The following is a 15,773-nucleotide window of genomic DNA, read 5'->3' as shown; positions in this document are numbered from 1 at the left end:
CCACCACCAACACACGGAAGCCTTCGACATCATGAACAACGACACTCACGGCGGCTCGCGCCAGGTGGCCATGGTGGGTTGCGACGAGGCCCAGGCGCAGGCGTGGGGCCACAGGCTGGGCCTGATGGGCTGCACGCCGGTTCCCTTCGACAGCAGCGACGACTTTCTGCGCGCGGTAACGCGTACGCACGGCAGCCACTTCGACCTGCTGCTGGTCGTGCTGAAGGACGAGGGCGCGTGGCCGGTGCTGACGTCGATGTGCAAGGCGCTGCGCCTGCCGGTCTTCCTGGTTGCCAACGCACTGCAGCGCGATCTGCTGGCCGAGGTGCTGCTGGCGGCGGAGCCCGAAGCACAGGGCGCGAGCATCGACTTTGCAGTGCTGCCGGTCGACGACTTCGAGGTGGAGCTGCGCGTGCGCGAAGCGCTGCGACGCAACGAAACGCTGCTGCATCCGCCATCGGTGAATGCGCTGTTCGGCGACTACCAGTTCATCGGCAGCCGCAAGGTGGTGGTTCACAAGGGGCAGGACATCCGCCTGAAGCCGCGCGAGTTCGAACTGGCGCTGCTGCTGTTTCGCAATACCGGCCGGCTGCTGGAGCGCGACTGGCTGCTGGGCTCGCTATGGATGGACTCGCAGGTCGAGCGCAGGAGCCGGGTGCTCGACTGCTGCGTGGCGAACATCCGCCGAAAGCTGTCGCTGCACAAGGACAGCGAGTTCGTGCTGCACTCGGTGTACGGACGGGGCTACGAGCTTCGCCATGTGCCGGCCTCGCCGATTGCGGGCACCGTGGACGACTCGGGTTTTCCGGATACGTCGAACGAGCCGATCTGGCTGGGGGAAATCTCCCGGGCCTCCCAGGCCCGGGCGTAGGAACCTGTCAGGCCTGGGAGTCGTCCCCACGGTCCCCGCGGCGGCGCCGGGTCGTCCATTCGTCGACGAAATACCGGGCGTGGAACCGGGGCCGCTTGAAAATGTGACGATCGCCAGCCTCGAGGAACCGCCACCAATGGGCGGGTGCCTGGGCGACCTCTACCAACGCCAGCAGACCGTCGACCCGAGTATCGGCCGGCAACCTTAAGCCGAACTGAAGGCCGGAAAATAAGAACGCTGGCGTCATGGAAGATCGCGCCACCCGAGCAAGAATTGCGAATGCAACAACTGCAGATCGACTCGCACCAGGTCCACCTGTGGCACCTGTACGTCCCCGAACAGGACGACGACGCCACCTGCGAAGAAAAGGGCATGGCTCTGCTGGCGCCCGAAGAGCGCGAAAGGCACGGGCGCTTTCACTTCTCCCGGGACCGGCGCCGGTATCTCATGACGCGGGGGCTGATCCGTTCGCTTCTCTCCTGCTATGCGCCCATCGCTCCCAAGGACTGGCAATTCGAGAACAACGCTTATGGGCGCCCGCGGATCGCCAACGCACTGCCTCAGGCGCAGCGCCTTCGCTTCAATATTTCGCACAGCGCATCGCTCATCGTGGCGGCGCTGACGGTGGAGCGCGAAGTGGGCGTGGACGTCGAGCACACGGCAAGGAATGCCCCGCTGGAGATTGCGGAGAACTTCTTCTCCGCCAGGGAAGCGAAGGCACTCCAGCAGCTTCCGGCCGAGCTTCAGCCTTCACGCTTCTGGGATCTCTGGACGCTCAAGGAAAGCTATATCAAGGCGCGCGGAATGGGGCTGTCTCTGCCGCTGGACCGGTTTTCCTTCAGTTTCGATGGTGCCCACAGCGTGGCAATCGACTTCGAGGACGGCCTCGAAGATTCCGCGGCGCGATGGCAGTTCTGGCAGCTTCAGCCGGACAACGCGCATGCCGTGGCCCTCTGTCTTGAGCGAACTCAACCGCAAGACGTGCAAGTCTTGTGCTGGAAGGCAACGCCGCTGCTTGCGTCGTTCGGGGAATTTCAGGGCACGGTGACGCGCCGGTCAGCGGGCAGCTGACTACTCAGCGGCTGACTGACCGCGCTCCGCCTCGAATTCGGCCCGGTTCCACAGGCCGAAATACAGCACCTCCGACCACTGCAAGCCGAGCGGGTGTTCCGTGGCGCCAGTGCGGGTGCTGTCACAGTCATCGTCCAGCCGCAGCCCGAAAAAGGCGTCGAGCGGGGCGGCGCACTTCTGCGTGGTTGCCTGTTTCAGCTGTCGCCCCGCCTCAGCGATGTCGGCCGGCAGGGCATCGATGGCGGCGCCCACGCGCAGGCATCGCGCGATCTCCTGCTCCACGCAGGCTCGCAGCGCCGCCTCATCTGACTCGGACATGGTGTCGAGCTCGATCGTCTCCAACAGCAGGTAGCGGTCGCGATGGGCTTCGAGGAAGGCGATCGTCTCGTCGAGCCAGACCGGCAGATGCACCGATGCCGTGGACGCACTCGCTGGCTCAGCGGGGGCGGTTTCCGTCTGTGGCGAAACAAGCCGCTTGAGACGCCCGAGGAAAGACACCGGCTGCGCTGCAACGGCAGGCTGTGGCTCGGGCGCCGATGCTTGCGCCGCCAGGAGAGACCGCACGACGTCGATGAAACGCCGCACGCGCTCGAAGCCCGGGTCGAAGCTGCTGCTGATCGCATGGAGCCTGACCTTGTGCTCCGGCTCGTCGTCATCGAAGCCGTCCGACACCAGCGAGGCACACAACTGCGGATCGCCCGACATGAGAAGCCGGTACATGAACGGAACGTCGTACGGCCATTCGGACAGGCCCGAAATTGTTTCCGGGCGGTCGGCATATGAGCCGGGCCGATTGCTGACGCTGTAGAGATAGGAACGGTTGGCCATCTGGAACTCCCTGATTCGCGCGCCATTGTTCGAGCGCTACTGCCCGATTCTAGGAGGCGGGCCCGGTTGAATGACTATTCACAGGAAATCGCAAATTAAGAAAAAACTTCAACAAAATCAATGATGCACCAATATGTGGCATCACGTTTTTATCGCTACTGATATCAAAATAGTGATTCAGAAAAATAACTACATTGAAAAAATAAAGCGACTGTGATAACCATTTAATTCATTAGTATTTTAATATTACTATTCATTAACAATATCCAATATAGAATTTAAATCAATTCAACACAATGGCTCCAAAATGCAACACGACTAGTTGCAAATGCCTGACTTCCTCCTAAGATTTATTTAGAAATAATGATTTCCAAGTGTTTCTTAAAGTGGAATGGCCTCACGACCATTCAGTAGTTTTCCAACGGATGGATGGGGCTCATGAACACAACTTATCGCTCGCTCTGGAACGAATCCCTTGGCGCCTGGGTAGCGGCGTCGGAAAACACTCGCGCCTGCGGCAAGCGCAGCGGTAGTCGTGCCGCGCTTACATTGCCCCCGTCGGGGCGCCTGCGCGCGGGGCTCATGACCGCGCTGCTGGCGATGGGCGGGGCCGGATGGTCCTCGCTGGCGCAGGCGCAGTCGGTCGACTGCTCGGCATCACCCTTCAACGCGTACAACAGCACCGCCTCGTGCATGGGCCTCAGCTCCCAGGCTTCGGGGATCGGGGCCACGGCGCTTGGTTCTCTCTCGCAAGCCCAACAACTCGGCGGGCTCGCAGTGGGGTACAACGCCCTCAGTTCTGCACAGAATTCCATTTCTCTGGGTTTTCAGGCCTACACCACGGGCGTCAATTCCATCTATCTGGGCGCCCGCACCGGGGCCACCACGGGCGCCTTGGGCGGGGGCTCCATCGGAATCGGCACGGACGTGACCGCGAGTGGCGGCAATGCCATCGCCGTTGGCAGTCAGGCCCTCACCAGCGGGGACAACGCAACCTCCATCGGCGTTACCGCGAGGGCAACCGGGTTGCGCAGCCTCGCCCTTGGATTCCAGGCAAATGCCGCCGCATTGGATTCCGTTGCCCAGGGCAACACCGCAACCGCAGGCGCCCAGAACGCCATCGCTGTCGGCTTCCAGTCGATCGCGTCCCAGCTGAACTCTGTTTACATCGGCTCGCGTACCGTCGCGGGAACGGGGGCCACCGCGGTTGGCGCCATTGCCATCGGCACGGATGTGACGGCGTCCCAGCTCAACGCCTCAGCCATAGGCTTCCAGAGCAAGGCGACCGGGCAAAGCGCGGTGGCTGTCGGGCCGACTGCGGTCGCTTCGGGCACCTCTGCAATGGCGCTGGGGACGGGCACGCTCGCAAACAACGTCAATGCTGTCGCGCTCGGCGCTTCCGCCAATGCCACCGCGGCCGGCGCCAGCGCCCTGGGCACCTTTGCCAATGCTTCGGGCGCGAACTCCACAGCGGTCGGTGTCAGCTCGACGGCCAGCGGCTTGCGCGGGCTCGCTGGCGGCTGGGGGAGCAACGCCGTAGGCGCCGATGCCGCAGCCATCGGCACGTCGGCCAATGCGGCAGGAACAAGCTCGGCAGCGCTCGGCAACCTCGCCAATGCTTCGGCGGATTTCTCGCTGGCCATGGGCAATCAAGCCCTCTCGAGCGGAGTCGGCTCGGTCGCGGCGGGGTCGGGAGCCAACGCCGCGGCCGACGGGACCGTGGCGATGGGCAACAACGCTGCTGCAACCGTCACGCGCGCAACCGCACTGGGATTCGGCTCGGCTGCGAGCGGCCAGAACGCCACCGCAGTGGGTTCGCTCGCCAATGCATCCGCGGCGCAGGCGGTCGCGATCGGCAACAGCGCCAAGGCCTCTGCAGCCAATGCAATCGCAATGGGCACCAGCACCGTCGCCGACTCCGCAGATGCAGTCGCGATCGGCAACAGTTCCAGGGCCACCGGTGGCAAGGCGGTGGCCATCGGCTCGGGCAACGTCGCCAGCGGCAATGGCGCCGTTGCAATCGGCGACCCGAACACCGCAACCGGTGACGGCGCGATCGCGAATGGCCTGGACAACACCGCCACCGGCAACGGCTCCGTGGCCATGGGCAACACCAACAAGGTCGGCGGCGGCGGCCAGGACGTGAGCGTGCCCGGCACGGCGGCGCAGGGCGCGGTCGGCATCGGCTACCAGAACACCGTGGTCGGCCAGGGCAGCGTGGCCATCGGCAGCACCAGCAAGGCGCTGGCTGCGGGCGCGGTAGCGTTCGGCGACACGGCGGTGGCGAACAACGCTCGCGACGTGGCGCTGGGCTCGGGTTCAGTGACGGCGACAGCGGTGGGAACCGCTGGCATCACGATCAACGGCACGCCTTACACCTTCCAGGGCACCACGCCAACGAGCACGGTCAGCGTCGGCTCGGCAGGCGCCGAACGCACGATCACCAACGTGGCGGCCGGCAGGATTTCCGGCACCTCGACCGATGCCATCAACGGCTCGCAGCTGTCCGCCACCAACTCGGCGATCGCCGACGTGGCAACGACGGCGGGCAAGGGGTGGAACCTGAGCGCCAACGGCGGGGCGCCGCAAAATATTGCGCCGGGCGGGACCGCGGACTTCGCCAACGGCAGCAACACGACCGTCACGCGCACGGGCAACCAGATCAGGGTCGATGTGGTGGCGGATCCGACCTTCAATTCCGTGACCACCGGCAACACGAAGATCGACAACAACGGCCTGACCATCGTGGGCGGTCCGAGCGTGACGCTGACCGGCATCGACGCCGGCAGCAAGGTGATCACCAATGTGGCTCCCGGCGTGGCAGGTACCGATGCCGTGAATATCGACCAGCTGACCACCACGGTGGCCGGCAGCAAGACCAGGTACTACCAGGTCAACTCCACAGGCGGGGGCAACGAAGCCAACGACGGCGCTACCGGCGCCGATGCCATCGCATCGGGCAAGAACGCAACGGCCGCAGGTGCCTCGAGCGTGGCCATGGGTTTGGGCGCCACGGCCGGCACCGCCAACAGCGTGGCACTGGGCGCGGGCTCGGTCACGGCAACGGCAGTGGCGACGCCGAGCACGACGATCAACGGCACGGTCTACAACTTCCAGGGCATTGCACCGGTGGGCACTGTCAGCGTCGGCACGTTCGGCGGCGAGCGCACGATCACCAACGTGGCGGCCGGCCGGATCTCCGGCAGCTCGACCGATGCGATCAACGGCTCGCAGTTGTCCGCAACCAATCAGTCGATCGAGGACCTCAGCACCACCGTCACTGCCAACAAGATCAGGTACTTCAGCGTCCAATCCACCGGTGGCGGCAATGAAGACAACCTCGGCGCGCAGGCTGCCGACGCTGTCGCCGTGGGCAAGGACGCCAACTCGACCGTCAACGGCGGGGTCGCCCTCGGCGCGGGTTCCGTCTCCGACCGCGCGATCGCAGGCAGCACAGGCAACATTCCCGCAGGCAGTTCGCTGATCCCCTTCAACACGACCGACCGCACGCTGCTTGGCGCCCTCTCGGTCGGCAGTGCCACCACCTACCGCCAGATCACCAACGTGGCGGACGGCACCCAGGCGCAGGACGCCGTCACGGTGCGCCAGCTCAGCGGCGCGCTGCAGTCGTTCGCGGTCACGCCCATCCAGTACTTCCACGCCAACTCCACCGCGGCCGACTCGCTGGCCATCGGCGCGGAGTCGGTGGCGGTCGGCCCGCAGACCGTGGTCAACGGCAACAACGGCGTGGGCATCGGCAATGGCGCCATCGTGCAGCAGAGCGCACCGGGCGGCATTGCAATCGGCCAGGGTGCGACCTCGCACCTGGCCGACTCCATCGCGCTGGGCACGCAGTCGTCGGCCGCCGCGGTGCAGGGCGTGGCGCTGGGTGCGGGCACCAGCGTGACGCAGGCCGGCGGCGTGGCGCTGGGGGCTGGCTCGGTAGCTTCGACTGCTGCAGGCGTGGCGGGCTATGTGCCGCCCACCGCCACAGATGCGCAGCGCATTGCCATCGGCGCGACCACCAGCACGCTGGCGGCCGTGTCGGTGGGCGATGCGGCCAACGGCCAGTTCCGGCAGATCACCGGCGTGGCCGCGGGCACGGCCGACAGCGACGCGGTCAACGTCTCGCAACTGCGGGGCGTGCAAGGCCAGGTGGCAGTGATCGACCAGTCGACGGTCAAGTACGACACCAACGCGGACGGTACGACCAACTACAACAGCGTGACCATGGGCGGCAGCAATGCCACCGGCCCCGTCACCGTGCACAACGTGGCGCCGGGCGTGGCGGGCACCGACGCGGTCAACGTCAATCAGCTCAATGCGGTCAGCGGCGGCCTGAACAACCGCATCAACGCCCTCAGCGACCGCCTCGACGGAGTCGAGAAGAACGCCTATGCAGGCGTTGCCGCGGCCATGGCGCTGCAGATGCCCGGAAGCTACGTTCCGGGCAAGACGGTCATGCGCATCGGCGCGGGCTCCTTCAAGGGCCAGAGCGCGGTGGGCGTCAGTTTCCGGCGCACATCCGAGAACAATGCCTGGAGCATCACCGGCGGCGTGGCCACCAGCCGTGCCGGCGTGGGCGCCACCGTGGGCGCGGAATGGGTCTTCAACTGATCGCCGTACGAATGAACTGGACGAACTCCATCATGAACAAGCTTCTTCAAGCCAAGACCCCTTTCACTGTTCTCTGCCTCGCGGCACTGCTGGCCGGCGGCTGCGCCAGCCCGAGCTACACCATCACGCCGGAGATGCAGGCCCGGGCCGCTGCGGAGAACCCGCCCCCACCGAAGGACGACGACTTTCCCGCACTGAACTCGGCCAAATGGCAGCAGGGCGCGTTCCCGAGCATCGAGGCCCTGCGCAACATGCGCACCGGCCTGGGCAAGGACCAGGTGCGCGAGCTGCTGAGCTTTCCGCACTTCAGCGAAGGGCTGGGCGGCGTGCGCGAATGGAACTACATCTTTCACTTCCGCACGGGCGCGGGCCCGGAGTACATCACCTGCCAGTACATGGTTCGCTTCAATGCAGACGTGCTGACCAACGGGATGTATTGGAAGGGGCCGGGCTGCGCGGATGTGCTCAGGCCACCCGTGGTGACGAGATCTGCCGCGGCCGCTCAGCCGGCGGTTGCTCCTGCGAAGACGACGCTCGGCGCCGACGGCCTCTTCCGCTTCGACGGCCGCTCGCTGGCCGACTTGCTGCCTGAAGGGCGACGCAAGCTGGACGCACTGGCAAGCGACATCAAGGGCAGCGTCAAGTCAGTGGACACGATCAGGGTCACTGGCCACACCGACCGGCTCGGCAGCAGCACCTACAACCAGGCACTCTCGCTGGCGCGCGCCAACACCGTACGCGACTACCTCGTGCAGGCCGGCGTGTCCGCGCAGAACATGCAGGTGCAGGGCAAGGGCGAATCGGAACCGAAGGTGCAATGCGCGCAGACACGGCGGGCAGAACTGATCGACTGTCTTGCTCCGAACCGCCGCGTCGAGATCGAGGTCTTCGCGCAGCGATGAACTCTTCGGCGGGCCTCGCTTACTCATTCATCAATACGAAGGAGGTATAAAAAAGCATCTTGAATGAGTATTTCCAGATATGGATTTGTCTCCCTAGGATGCGCCCACAACTATCAGAAGACGAGACATATGAAGAGGATCACCACTCTGGCTTTTCTATGGGCCGCCGGCTTGCAATGCACCATGGGCGCTGCGTTTGCACAGAACGGGCCCTGGCCCCAACGAGCCATCAAGATCGTGACGCCAACGCCACCCGGCGTGGGCTCCGACATCTTCGCGCGCAGCTATGCCGACCAGCTCTCGCGATTGCTGAAGGTGCCCGTGATCGTGGAGAACAAACCGGGCGCACTGTCGACCATCGGCACGGACGCAGTGGCCAAGGCAACACCCGACGGCTACACGGTGCTGTTCTCGACGAGCAACCCGTTCACCATGACACCGTTCCTTCTCTCGAAGCTTCCCTACAACCCGAAGGAAGACCTTGTGCCGGTGACGCAGGCGCTCAAGGGCGGCTCCTTCATCGTGGCGAACAACGCAGTGCCCGCGCGCAACACGGAAGAACTGGTCGCACTGGCCAAGCGCCAGCCGGGTCATGTGAGCTTCGCGTCTTACGGCTCCGGCAGCACATCGCACCTTGGCTTTGAACTGCTGCAGGAAGCGGCGTCCATCGAGATGCTGCACGTTCCCTACAAGCAGGGTGCCATGCCCGATGTGATCGGCGGGCAGGTAATGCTGGGCTTCGAGCCTCCAATCTCGGCGTTGCCGAACATCAAGGCGGGCCGGGTGAAGGCCCTGGCCTATACCGGCAGCCAGCGCAGCGCGGCACTGCCCGACGTGCCGACCGTAGCCGAGCGCTATCCCGGCTACGACGTGTCGACCTGGCTCGGCTTCTGGGTGCCCGCACGCACGCCCGATGCCATCGTCGAACAGTTGAACCGGGCGATCACCACCGTGACGCGTTCGCCGGAGATGGCGCGGCAGATCGCCGATGCCGGGCTGGAGCCGATGACGACCAATTCCGCCGACACCCGCGCCATCATCGAACGCGAGGCCCAGACCATGGGCCGGCTGATCAAGGCCAAGGGCATCCGCATCGACTGACGATGCCCCGGCGCGGCTGAACAAACGCCGCTCCCCATTCTTCTTCTGAGGTTTTCACGCCGCGGTGCTTGCAGCGCAAGCACCGCGCGCCAACACGCGCCATTTCTGCACGCCATTTCTACAACGAGGAGACACGCATGAAGACAACAACCACCCTACCCTTTCGCCGCCGGCTGCCGCACACCATTGCGGGCGCACTCTGTATCGCCGCCAGCGCCGGCGCGACAGCGCAATCGAGCGTCCAGCTCTTCGGCACGCTGGACATGAACCTCACGTACACGAAAAGCGACGGGCGCTCCGTCAAATCGATGGACCAGGGAGGCAACATCTTCCCCAGCCGGCTCGGCTTTCGCGGCACGGAGGACCTGGGCGGCGGGCTGGCCGCGAGCTTCTGGCTGGAAATGGCACTGCTGCCCGACACGGGCGAGGTTCAGGGCGTCGGCTTCCACCGGCGCTCGACGGTGAGCCTGTCGCACAACAGCTTCGGCGAGTTGCGGCTCGGGCGCGACTACACGCCCACGTTCTGGAACATCTCGCAGTTCTCGCCCTTCGGCACCGTGGGCGTCGGCGGCTCGGCCAACATCGTCGAAGGCTGGCCCTTCGGCCTGGGCGGTGCGCGCACGCTGGCGCGGGCCAACAACTCCGTGGGCTACTTCCTGCCCAAGGGCCTGGGCGGCTTCTACGGCCAGGCGATGTACGCCCTGCCCGAAGGCGAGGACGGTGCCCGCTACCGCGGCGGGCGGCTGGGCTGGACCAACGGCACCGTCGATGTCGCGGCCGCCTACGGCGTGACACCGGTCGGCCCCAACGACTACAGCGTGGCGAGCCTGGGCGGCACCTACGACTTCGGGCTCGCAAAGCTCTACGCGAACTACTACCGGCAAAAGACCGAGGGCGACAGGCAGGTCAACGTGATGCTGGGCCTGAGCGTGCCGGTCGGCCCGGGCGTGATCAAGGCCTCGGTGGCACGCTCCAACCGCTCCGGGCCGGGCCTCGACAGCGACGACGCGACGCAATATGCCGTCGGCTACGTGCACTACCTCAGCAAGCGCACCGCGCTGTACGGCACCTACTCGCTCGTCCGCAATCGTGGCAATGCGGCCTACACCGTTGCCGACTCGGCGCCGGCCACCACGCCGGGACGCGCAGCGCGCGGGTTGCAGTTGGGCATTTCGCACAACTTCTGATTGGGTCAGTTGCAAGAAAAAAGCCGCAGTGAAAAATCACTGCGGCTTTTGATAGTGGCTTTGCCAGCAGAAGAGTGAAAAGCCAGAAGGCCTTTAGCAATCAACCGCTTGCAAGCGTATTTGGAGGAGAGGGAGGGATTCGAACCCTCGGTACTATCGCTAGTACGCCTGATTTCGAGTCAGGTACATTCGACCACTCTGCCACCTCTCCGGTGCTGTCGAGCCTACGATTCTAGCAGACAAAAATGGGGCTTTTTAAGCCCCTGCGATCAACCGCGCAGAACTTCGAGCCCGCCGAGGTACGGACGCAACGCCGCAGGCACGTTGATCGAGCCGTCTTCGTTCTGGTGGTTTTCCAGCACGGCCACCAGCGTGCGGCCGACCGCGAGGCCGGAGCCGTTGAGCGTGTGCACGAGTTCGTTCTTGCCCTGCGCGTTCTTGAAACGTGCCTGCAGGCGGCGCGCCTGGAAGGCCTCGCAGTTCGAGACGGAGCTGATCTCGCGGTAGGTGTCCTGCGCCGGCAGCCAGACTTCGAGGTCGTAGGTCTTGCCGGCGGTAAAGCCCATGTCGCCGGTGCACAGCAGCACGACGCGGTACGGCAGTTCCAGCGCCTGCAGCACGGCCTCGGCGTGGCCGGTCATCTGCTCGAGTGCGTCGTAGCTCTTCTCGGGGTGCACGATCTGCACCATCTCGACCTTGTCGAACTGGTGCTGGCGGATCATGCCGCGCGTGTCGCGGCCCGCGCTGCCAGCTTCGGAGCGGAAGCACGGCGTGTGGGCCGTGAGCTTGATCGGCAATTGCGACTCGGCCACCACCTCGTCGCGCACGAAGTTGGTCAGCGGCACTTCGCTGGTGGGAATGAGGTACAGCGCCGAATGGTCGGGCGCGGGTTCGCCGTCCTGGCCGCCCTTTTTCGCGGCGAACAGGTCGCCTTCGAACTTGGGCAGCTGGCCGGTGCCGCTGAGCGTGGCGGCATTGACGATGTAGGGCACGTAGCACTCGCTGTAGCCGTGCTTCTCGGTCTGGATATCGAGCATGAACTGCGCGAGCGCGCGGTGCAGGCGGGCAATCGGGCCCTTCATGACGGTGAAGCGCGAGCCCGCGAGCTTGGCGCCCATCTCGAAGTCGAGGCCCAGCGGCGCGCCCAGGTCGACGTGGTCCTTCGGCGCGAAGGCCAGCGGCGTGGCATTGGCGCCGGCGCCGCCTTGCGGGCTCCAGCGGCGCATTTCGACGTTGCCTGTCTCGTCCTCGCCGACCGGCACGCTGGCGTGCGGCAGGTTGGGCACGGCGAGCAGCAGCGCGTGCAACTCAGGCTGGATTTCTTCGAGGCGCTTCGATTGCGACTCTTGCTCGGCCTTCAGCGCATTGACCTCGGCCATCAGCGCGTCGACCGACTCGCCCTTGGCCTTGAGCGGGCCGATCTGCTTGTTCAGCGTATTGCGGCGCGCCTGGATTTCCTCGGTGCGGGTTTGCAGCGTCTTGCGTTCGGCCTCGAGCGCGGTGAACGCCGACACGTCGAGGTACGGCTGGTTCTTCTTGCGTTTTTCGAGGCCGGCCACAGCGGAGGCCAAGTCTTTGCGGAGCAGGGTGATGTCAAGCATGGGGTGATTTTAGGTGGGCGTAGCATCGCGGTCCCACTGACCCACCTCGAAGGGAAAAACGATGGAAGCCTATCTGACATTCAACGGCAATGCCGCCGAAGCACTCGCGTTCTACGCCAAGGCACTGGACGGCAAGGTCGTCTTCAGCATGACCTTCGGCGAAAGCCCTGCAGGCGCCCAGACGCCGGCCTCGTACAAGGACAAGATCATGCACGCCACGCTCGAGGCACGCGGCCACAAGCTGATGGCCTCGGATGCCCCACCCGAGTGGCCCTTCGAGGGCTACAAGGGCTTTTCGCTATCGGTGCAGGCCGATAACATCGACGAGGGCAAGAAGCTGTTCGACGCGCTGGCCGAAGGCGGCAAAGTAACGATGCCCTATGGCCCACAGTTCTGGGCCACGGGCTTCGGCATGCTCACCGACAAGTTCGGCGTCGCCTGGATGGTCAACTGCGAAAAGTAAGAACCGATCAGGCGACCGTCGCAGGATCGACGTTCGCCCCGCAGACGATCAGGCACACCTTTTCGCCTTCGCGCGGCACGTAGGCGCCGGTCTGCAGTGCGGCCAGCGGCAGCGCTGCGGCCGGCTCCACCGCCAGCTTCAGCTCTTTCCAGAGCCACTGCTGGGCCGCGCGAATGGATTCGTCGGACAGCAGCAGTGCGTCTTGCACCTGCTGCTGCGTGATCTCCCAGGAAATGGCACCGATGCGGCGTGCGCCGAGCGAATCGGCCGCGATGCCGCTCACTTCCACATCGACCGGTTCGCCGGCTTCGCGGGCGCGGAACAGCGTGGGCGCCTTCTCGGGTTCGAGCGCCACCACGCGGGCGCGCTTCTCGAACCAGCCGGCGAGGCCGCCGATCAGGCCGCCACCGCCCACGCTCACGAGCACCGAATCGGGCAGACCGCCCTGCTGCTCGATCTCGCGGCCAAGCGTGCCGGCGCCGGCCACCACTTCGGGCTGGTCGTAGGCATGCGTGAGCAAGGCGCCGGATTCCTTCTGGCGCGTCAGGCAGGCGGCTAGCGCGTCGGGATACAGCTCGCCGACCACGACCACTTCCGCCCCCAGCGCCCGCAGGCGCGCGCGCTTGGCTTCGGGCGACACGCCCGGCAGGAACACCTGGCAAGGCACGCCCAGCGCGCGCGCAGCGGCCGCCGTGGCAATGCCCGCATTGCCGCCGGAAGCCACGACCACGCCGCTTTGCGGAATGTCGTTGGCCAGCAGCCGGTTCATCATGCCGCGCGCCTTGAAGCTGCCGCTGACCTGCATGTGCTCGAGCTTGAGCCAGACCTCCGCGCCTGGCACCGCGATGCCGAAGGCACTTGCCGGCAGCTTCCACAGCGGGGTTTCGCGCAGGAAATGGCCGGCGCGTTCGCTCAGCCTTCGGGCGGCGCTGTCTATTTCAGAGCGCCAGTCGGTTGTTTTCGTGTCGTTCAAGAGATGTGTCCTGGAGGCGGAATGTCGTCGAGCTTGAGGCCCTTGGGGAGCGGAAACTTGATGGTTTCCTCGATGCCGTCCATCTTGCGGACCGACACCGCGCCGAACGCGCGCACGCGATCGATCACCTCGCGCACCAGCACTTCGGGGGCCGAAGCACCGGCCGTGAGGCCGATGCGCGTCTTGCCCTCGAACCACTCGGGCTTGAGTTCTTCGGCCGAATCGACCATGTAGCTCTCGGTGCCCAGCCGCTGCGCCAGCTCGCGCAGCCGGTTGCTGTTGGAGCTGGTGGGGCTGCCGACCACGATCACGAGGTCGACCTGCGGGCTCATGATCTTCACCGCGTCCTGGCGGTTCTGGGTGGCGTAGCAGATGTCCTGCTGCTTAGGCTCGCGCACTTCCGGGAAGCGCGCGCGCACCGCGGCGGCGATCTCGGCGGCGTCGTCCACGCTCAGCGTGGTCTGGGTGACTACCGCCAGCTTGGAGGTCTGCGCCGGCGAAACCTTCGCCACGTCACCCACGTCCTCTACAAGGTGGATGCCGCTCGAAAGCTGCCCCATCGTGCCCTCGACCTCGGGGTGACCCTTGTGGCCGATCATGATGAACTCGTAGCCCTCTTTCGCGAGCTTGGCCACCTCGACGTGCACCTTGGTCACCAGCGGGCATGTGGCATCGAAGATCTCGAAGCCGCGGTCGCGCGCCTCCTGCTCCACGGCCTTGCTCACGCCGTGCGCGCTGAACACCAGCGTGGCGCCGGGAGGCACGTCGGACAGTTCCTCGATGAAGATCGCACCCTTGGCCTTGAGCTCGTTCACCACGTAGGTGTTGTGCACGATCTCGTGACGCACGTAGATCGGCGCGCCAAACTTGGCGATGGCACGCTCGACGATCTCGATGGCGCGGTCGACACCCGCGCAGAAGCCGCGCGGCTCGGCCAGGATGACTTCTGATATCTCGGAGTTCATAGCACCCCGATCAGCTTCACTTCGAAGGTGACGGGCTGGCCGGCCAGCGGATGGTTGAAGTCGAAGCGCACACCGGTCTCGTTCGACTCGATCACCGCGCCGGCGTAGCTGCCGGTGCCGTCGGGCGTGGGGAACTGCACGACGTCGCCAACGGCGTACTGCTCGTCGGGGTCGCCCATCTGCGCGAGCAGCTTCCTGGCCACCCACTGCTGCATGTCGGGGTTGCGGTCGCCGAAAGCCTCGCCGGCGGGCAGCTCGAAGGTGGCGTGCGTGCCCTCTTCCAGGCCCATCAGGCGCTGCTCCATGGCAGGAGAAAGCTCGCCGGTGCCGAGTGACAGGGTCGCGGGTTTGTCGGTAAAAGTATTGATGATGTCGCCCGCCGGGCCGGCCAGCCGGTAGTGCAGGGTCAGAAAGGAGCCGGAAGTCACGACTTGGGACATGGGGGCAGCGGAGGTGGGCAAAGACAAGGTGGGTGTCCCGATAAACTGGGCCTCATTTTAAGGACCGGGGCTTCCACCCGGCTCCGCCAAGGTTTCACCCCAGGGTTTCATGTCATTCAAGGATCTCCCCCTAGACGCCCGTCCCCGCGAAAAACTCATCTCGCGGGGAGCGTCCGCGCTGGCCGATGCCGAGCTGCTGGCCCTGCTGCTGCGCACCGGTGTGGCGGGCAAGAACGTGCTGCAGCTGGCGCAGCAACTGCTCGAACGCTTCGGCGGGCTCTCGGGGCTGCTGCACACCGGCGCCGAAGACCTCAAGGCCGTCAAGGGCATGGGCGGCAGCGCCAAGCGCTCCGAGCTGATCGCAGTGCTCGAGCTGGCACGTCGCGCCATGGGCGAAAAGCTCAAGGAACGCGCCGTGTTCGACTCGCCCGACGCGGTCAAGCAATACTTGCAGCTGCACATCGGCTCATGCCCCTATGAAGTGTTCGCGGTGGTGTTCCTCGACGTGCAGCACCGCATGATCGCGCTGGAGGAAATGTTCCGCGGCACGCTCACGCAAACCAGCGTGTATCCGCGCGAGGTCGTCACGCGCGCCATCCATCACCAGGCCGCGGCCGTGGTGCTGGCGCACAACCATCCATTATGTTGATTTCGAGGGTGTCAACACGGGGGAGCCTGTGACCCCCGTATTCGTCTATTTACGTATTGAAACCAGCTTTGGCTTGGCATTTCGGCGCAGGTCGGCGAGTTCGCG

General features: G+C 65.3%; 12 protein-coding genes, 1 tRNA gene and 1 pseudogene. 8 read left to right on the top strand and 6 right to left on the bottom strand.

Translation table 11 applies throughout. The features are described 5' to 3' along the window. The first annotated feature begins 31 nt into the window (after nt 1-31). The gene (locus ACSFCA_RS21685) at nt 32-871 is read left to right on the top strand and encodes a winged helix-turn-helix domain-containing protein (protein ID WP_435461147.1); all 840 of its coding nucleotides are present in this window, start codon (nt 32-34) and stop codon (nt 869-871) included. 279 nt (nt 872-1,150) lie between these two features. Beyond that, a complete protein-coding gene (locus ACSFCA_RS21680; protein ID WP_435461146.1) occupies nt 1,151-1,942 on the top strand; it encodes a 4'-phosphopantetheinyl transferase family protein in 792 nt (263 codons plus the stop codon). Here ACSFCA_RS21680 and ACSFCA_RS21675 read toward each other — a convergent pair whose 3' ends face one another. Continuing rightward, nucleotides 1,943-2,770, bottom strand: coding sequence for a DUF7822 domain-containing protein (locus tag ACSFCA_RS21675; protein ID WP_258353354.1), 828 nt, complete (start codon nt 2,768-2,770; stop codon nt 1,943-1,945). Between the two features lie 438 nt (nt 2,771-3,208). Between ACSFCA_RS21675 and ACSFCA_RS21670 the strand changes: the two genes are divergently transcribed. From ACSFCA_RS21670 to ACSFCA_RS21655, 4 genes are all read left to right on the top strand, one after another. Next, nucleotides 3,209-7,387 (top strand): ESPR-type extended signal peptide-containing protein, encoded by a 4,179-nt coding sequence (locus ACSFCA_RS21670; protein ID WP_435461145.1) that lies wholly within the window; start codon nt 3,209-3,211, stop codon nt 7,385-7,387. Nucleotides 7,388-7,419: 32 nt separating this feature from the next. Continuing rightward, entirely contained in the window at nt 7,420-8,289 is an 870-nt protein-coding gene (locus ACSFCA_RS21665; protein ID WP_435461144.1) for an OmpA family protein, read from the top strand. A gap of 129 nt (nt 8,290-8,418) precedes the next feature. Next, the gene (locus tag ACSFCA_RS21660) at nt 8,419-9,390 is read left to right on the top strand and encodes a Bug family tripartite tricarboxylate transporter substrate binding protein (RefSeq protein WP_435461143.1); all 972 of its coding nucleotides are present in this window, start codon (nt 8,419-8,421) and stop codon (nt 9,388-9,390) included. Between the two features lie 137 nt (nt 9,391-9,527). Beyond that, on the top strand, nt 9,528-10,577 hold the full coding sequence (locus ACSFCA_RS21655; RefSeq protein WP_435461142.1) for a porin: 1,050 nt from the start codon (nt 9,528-9,530) through the stop codon (nt 10,575-10,577). Nucleotides 10,578-10,698: 121 nt separating this feature from the next. Here ACSFCA_RS21655 and ACSFCA_RS21650 read toward each other — a convergent pair. Together ACSFCA_RS21650 and serS are read right to left on the bottom strand one after the other, a co-directional pair. Beyond that, nucleotides 10,699-10,788: transfer RNA gene (locus tag ACSFCA_RS21650), tRNA-Ser, on the bottom strand. A gap of 58 nt (nt 10,789-10,846) precedes the next feature. After that, nucleotides 10,847-12,178, bottom strand: coding sequence for a serine--tRNA ligase (serS, locus tag ACSFCA_RS21645; protein ID WP_093057963.1), 1,332 nt, complete (start codon nt 12,176-12,178; stop codon nt 10,847-10,849). 61 nt (nt 12,179-12,239) lie between these two features. Here serS and ACSFCA_RS21640 point away from each other — a divergent pair, with 61 nt between their 5' ends. Continuing rightward, a complete protein-coding gene (locus ACSFCA_RS21640; protein ID WP_435461141.1) occupies nt 12,240-12,641 on the top strand; it encodes a VOC family protein in 402 nt (133 codons plus the stop codon). Between the two features lie 7 nt (nt 12,642-12,648). Here ACSFCA_RS21640 and ACSFCA_RS21635 read toward each other — a convergent pair whose 3' ends face one another. The 3 genes from ACSFCA_RS21635 to ACSFCA_RS21625 are packed head-to-tail and all read right to left on the bottom strand — an operon-like array spanning nt 12,649 to nt 15,019. Next, on the bottom strand, nt 12,649-13,614 hold the full coding sequence (locus ACSFCA_RS21635; protein ID WP_258353348.1) for a threonine/serine dehydratase: 966 nt from the start codon (nt 13,612-13,614) through the stop codon (nt 12,649-12,651). Beyond that, nucleotides 13,611-14,579 carry a 4-hydroxy-3-methylbut-2-enyl diphosphate reductase gene (ispH, locus tag ACSFCA_RS21630; RefSeq protein WP_435461140.1) on the bottom strand — a complete coding sequence of 323 codons (969 nt, stop codon included), beginning with the start codon at nt 14,577-14,579 and terminating at the stop codon, nt 13,611-13,613. Before ispH ends, ACSFCA_RS21635 begins: the two co-directional genes overlap by 4 nt. Then, the gene (locus tag ACSFCA_RS21625) at nt 14,576-15,019 is read right to left on the bottom strand and encodes an FKBP-type peptidyl-prolyl cis-trans isomerase (protein WP_258353346.1); all 444 of its coding nucleotides are present in this window, start codon (nt 15,017-15,019) and stop codon (nt 14,576-14,578) included. The genes ispH and ACSFCA_RS21625 overlap by 4 nt, the downstream gene beginning before the upstream one ends. A 109-nt stretch (nt 15,020-15,128) precedes the next feature. On the opposite strand from ACSFCA_RS21625, the pseudogene radC reads away from it, so the two are divergent. Then, nucleotides 15,129-15,659: pseudogene (radC, locus tag ACSFCA_RS21620) on the top strand (RadC family protein); the annotation flags it as partial. Nucleotides 15,660-15,773 lie beyond the last annotated feature (114 nt).

This window comes from Variovorax multivorans (assembly GCF_051216835.1).
Classification (GTDB): domain Bacteria; phylum Pseudomonadota; class Gammaproteobacteria; order Burkholderiales; family Burkholderiaceae_C; genus Variovorax.
Note: the sequence above shows the minus strand (reverse complement) of the source record. Positions and strands in the feature narration are given on the sequence as shown.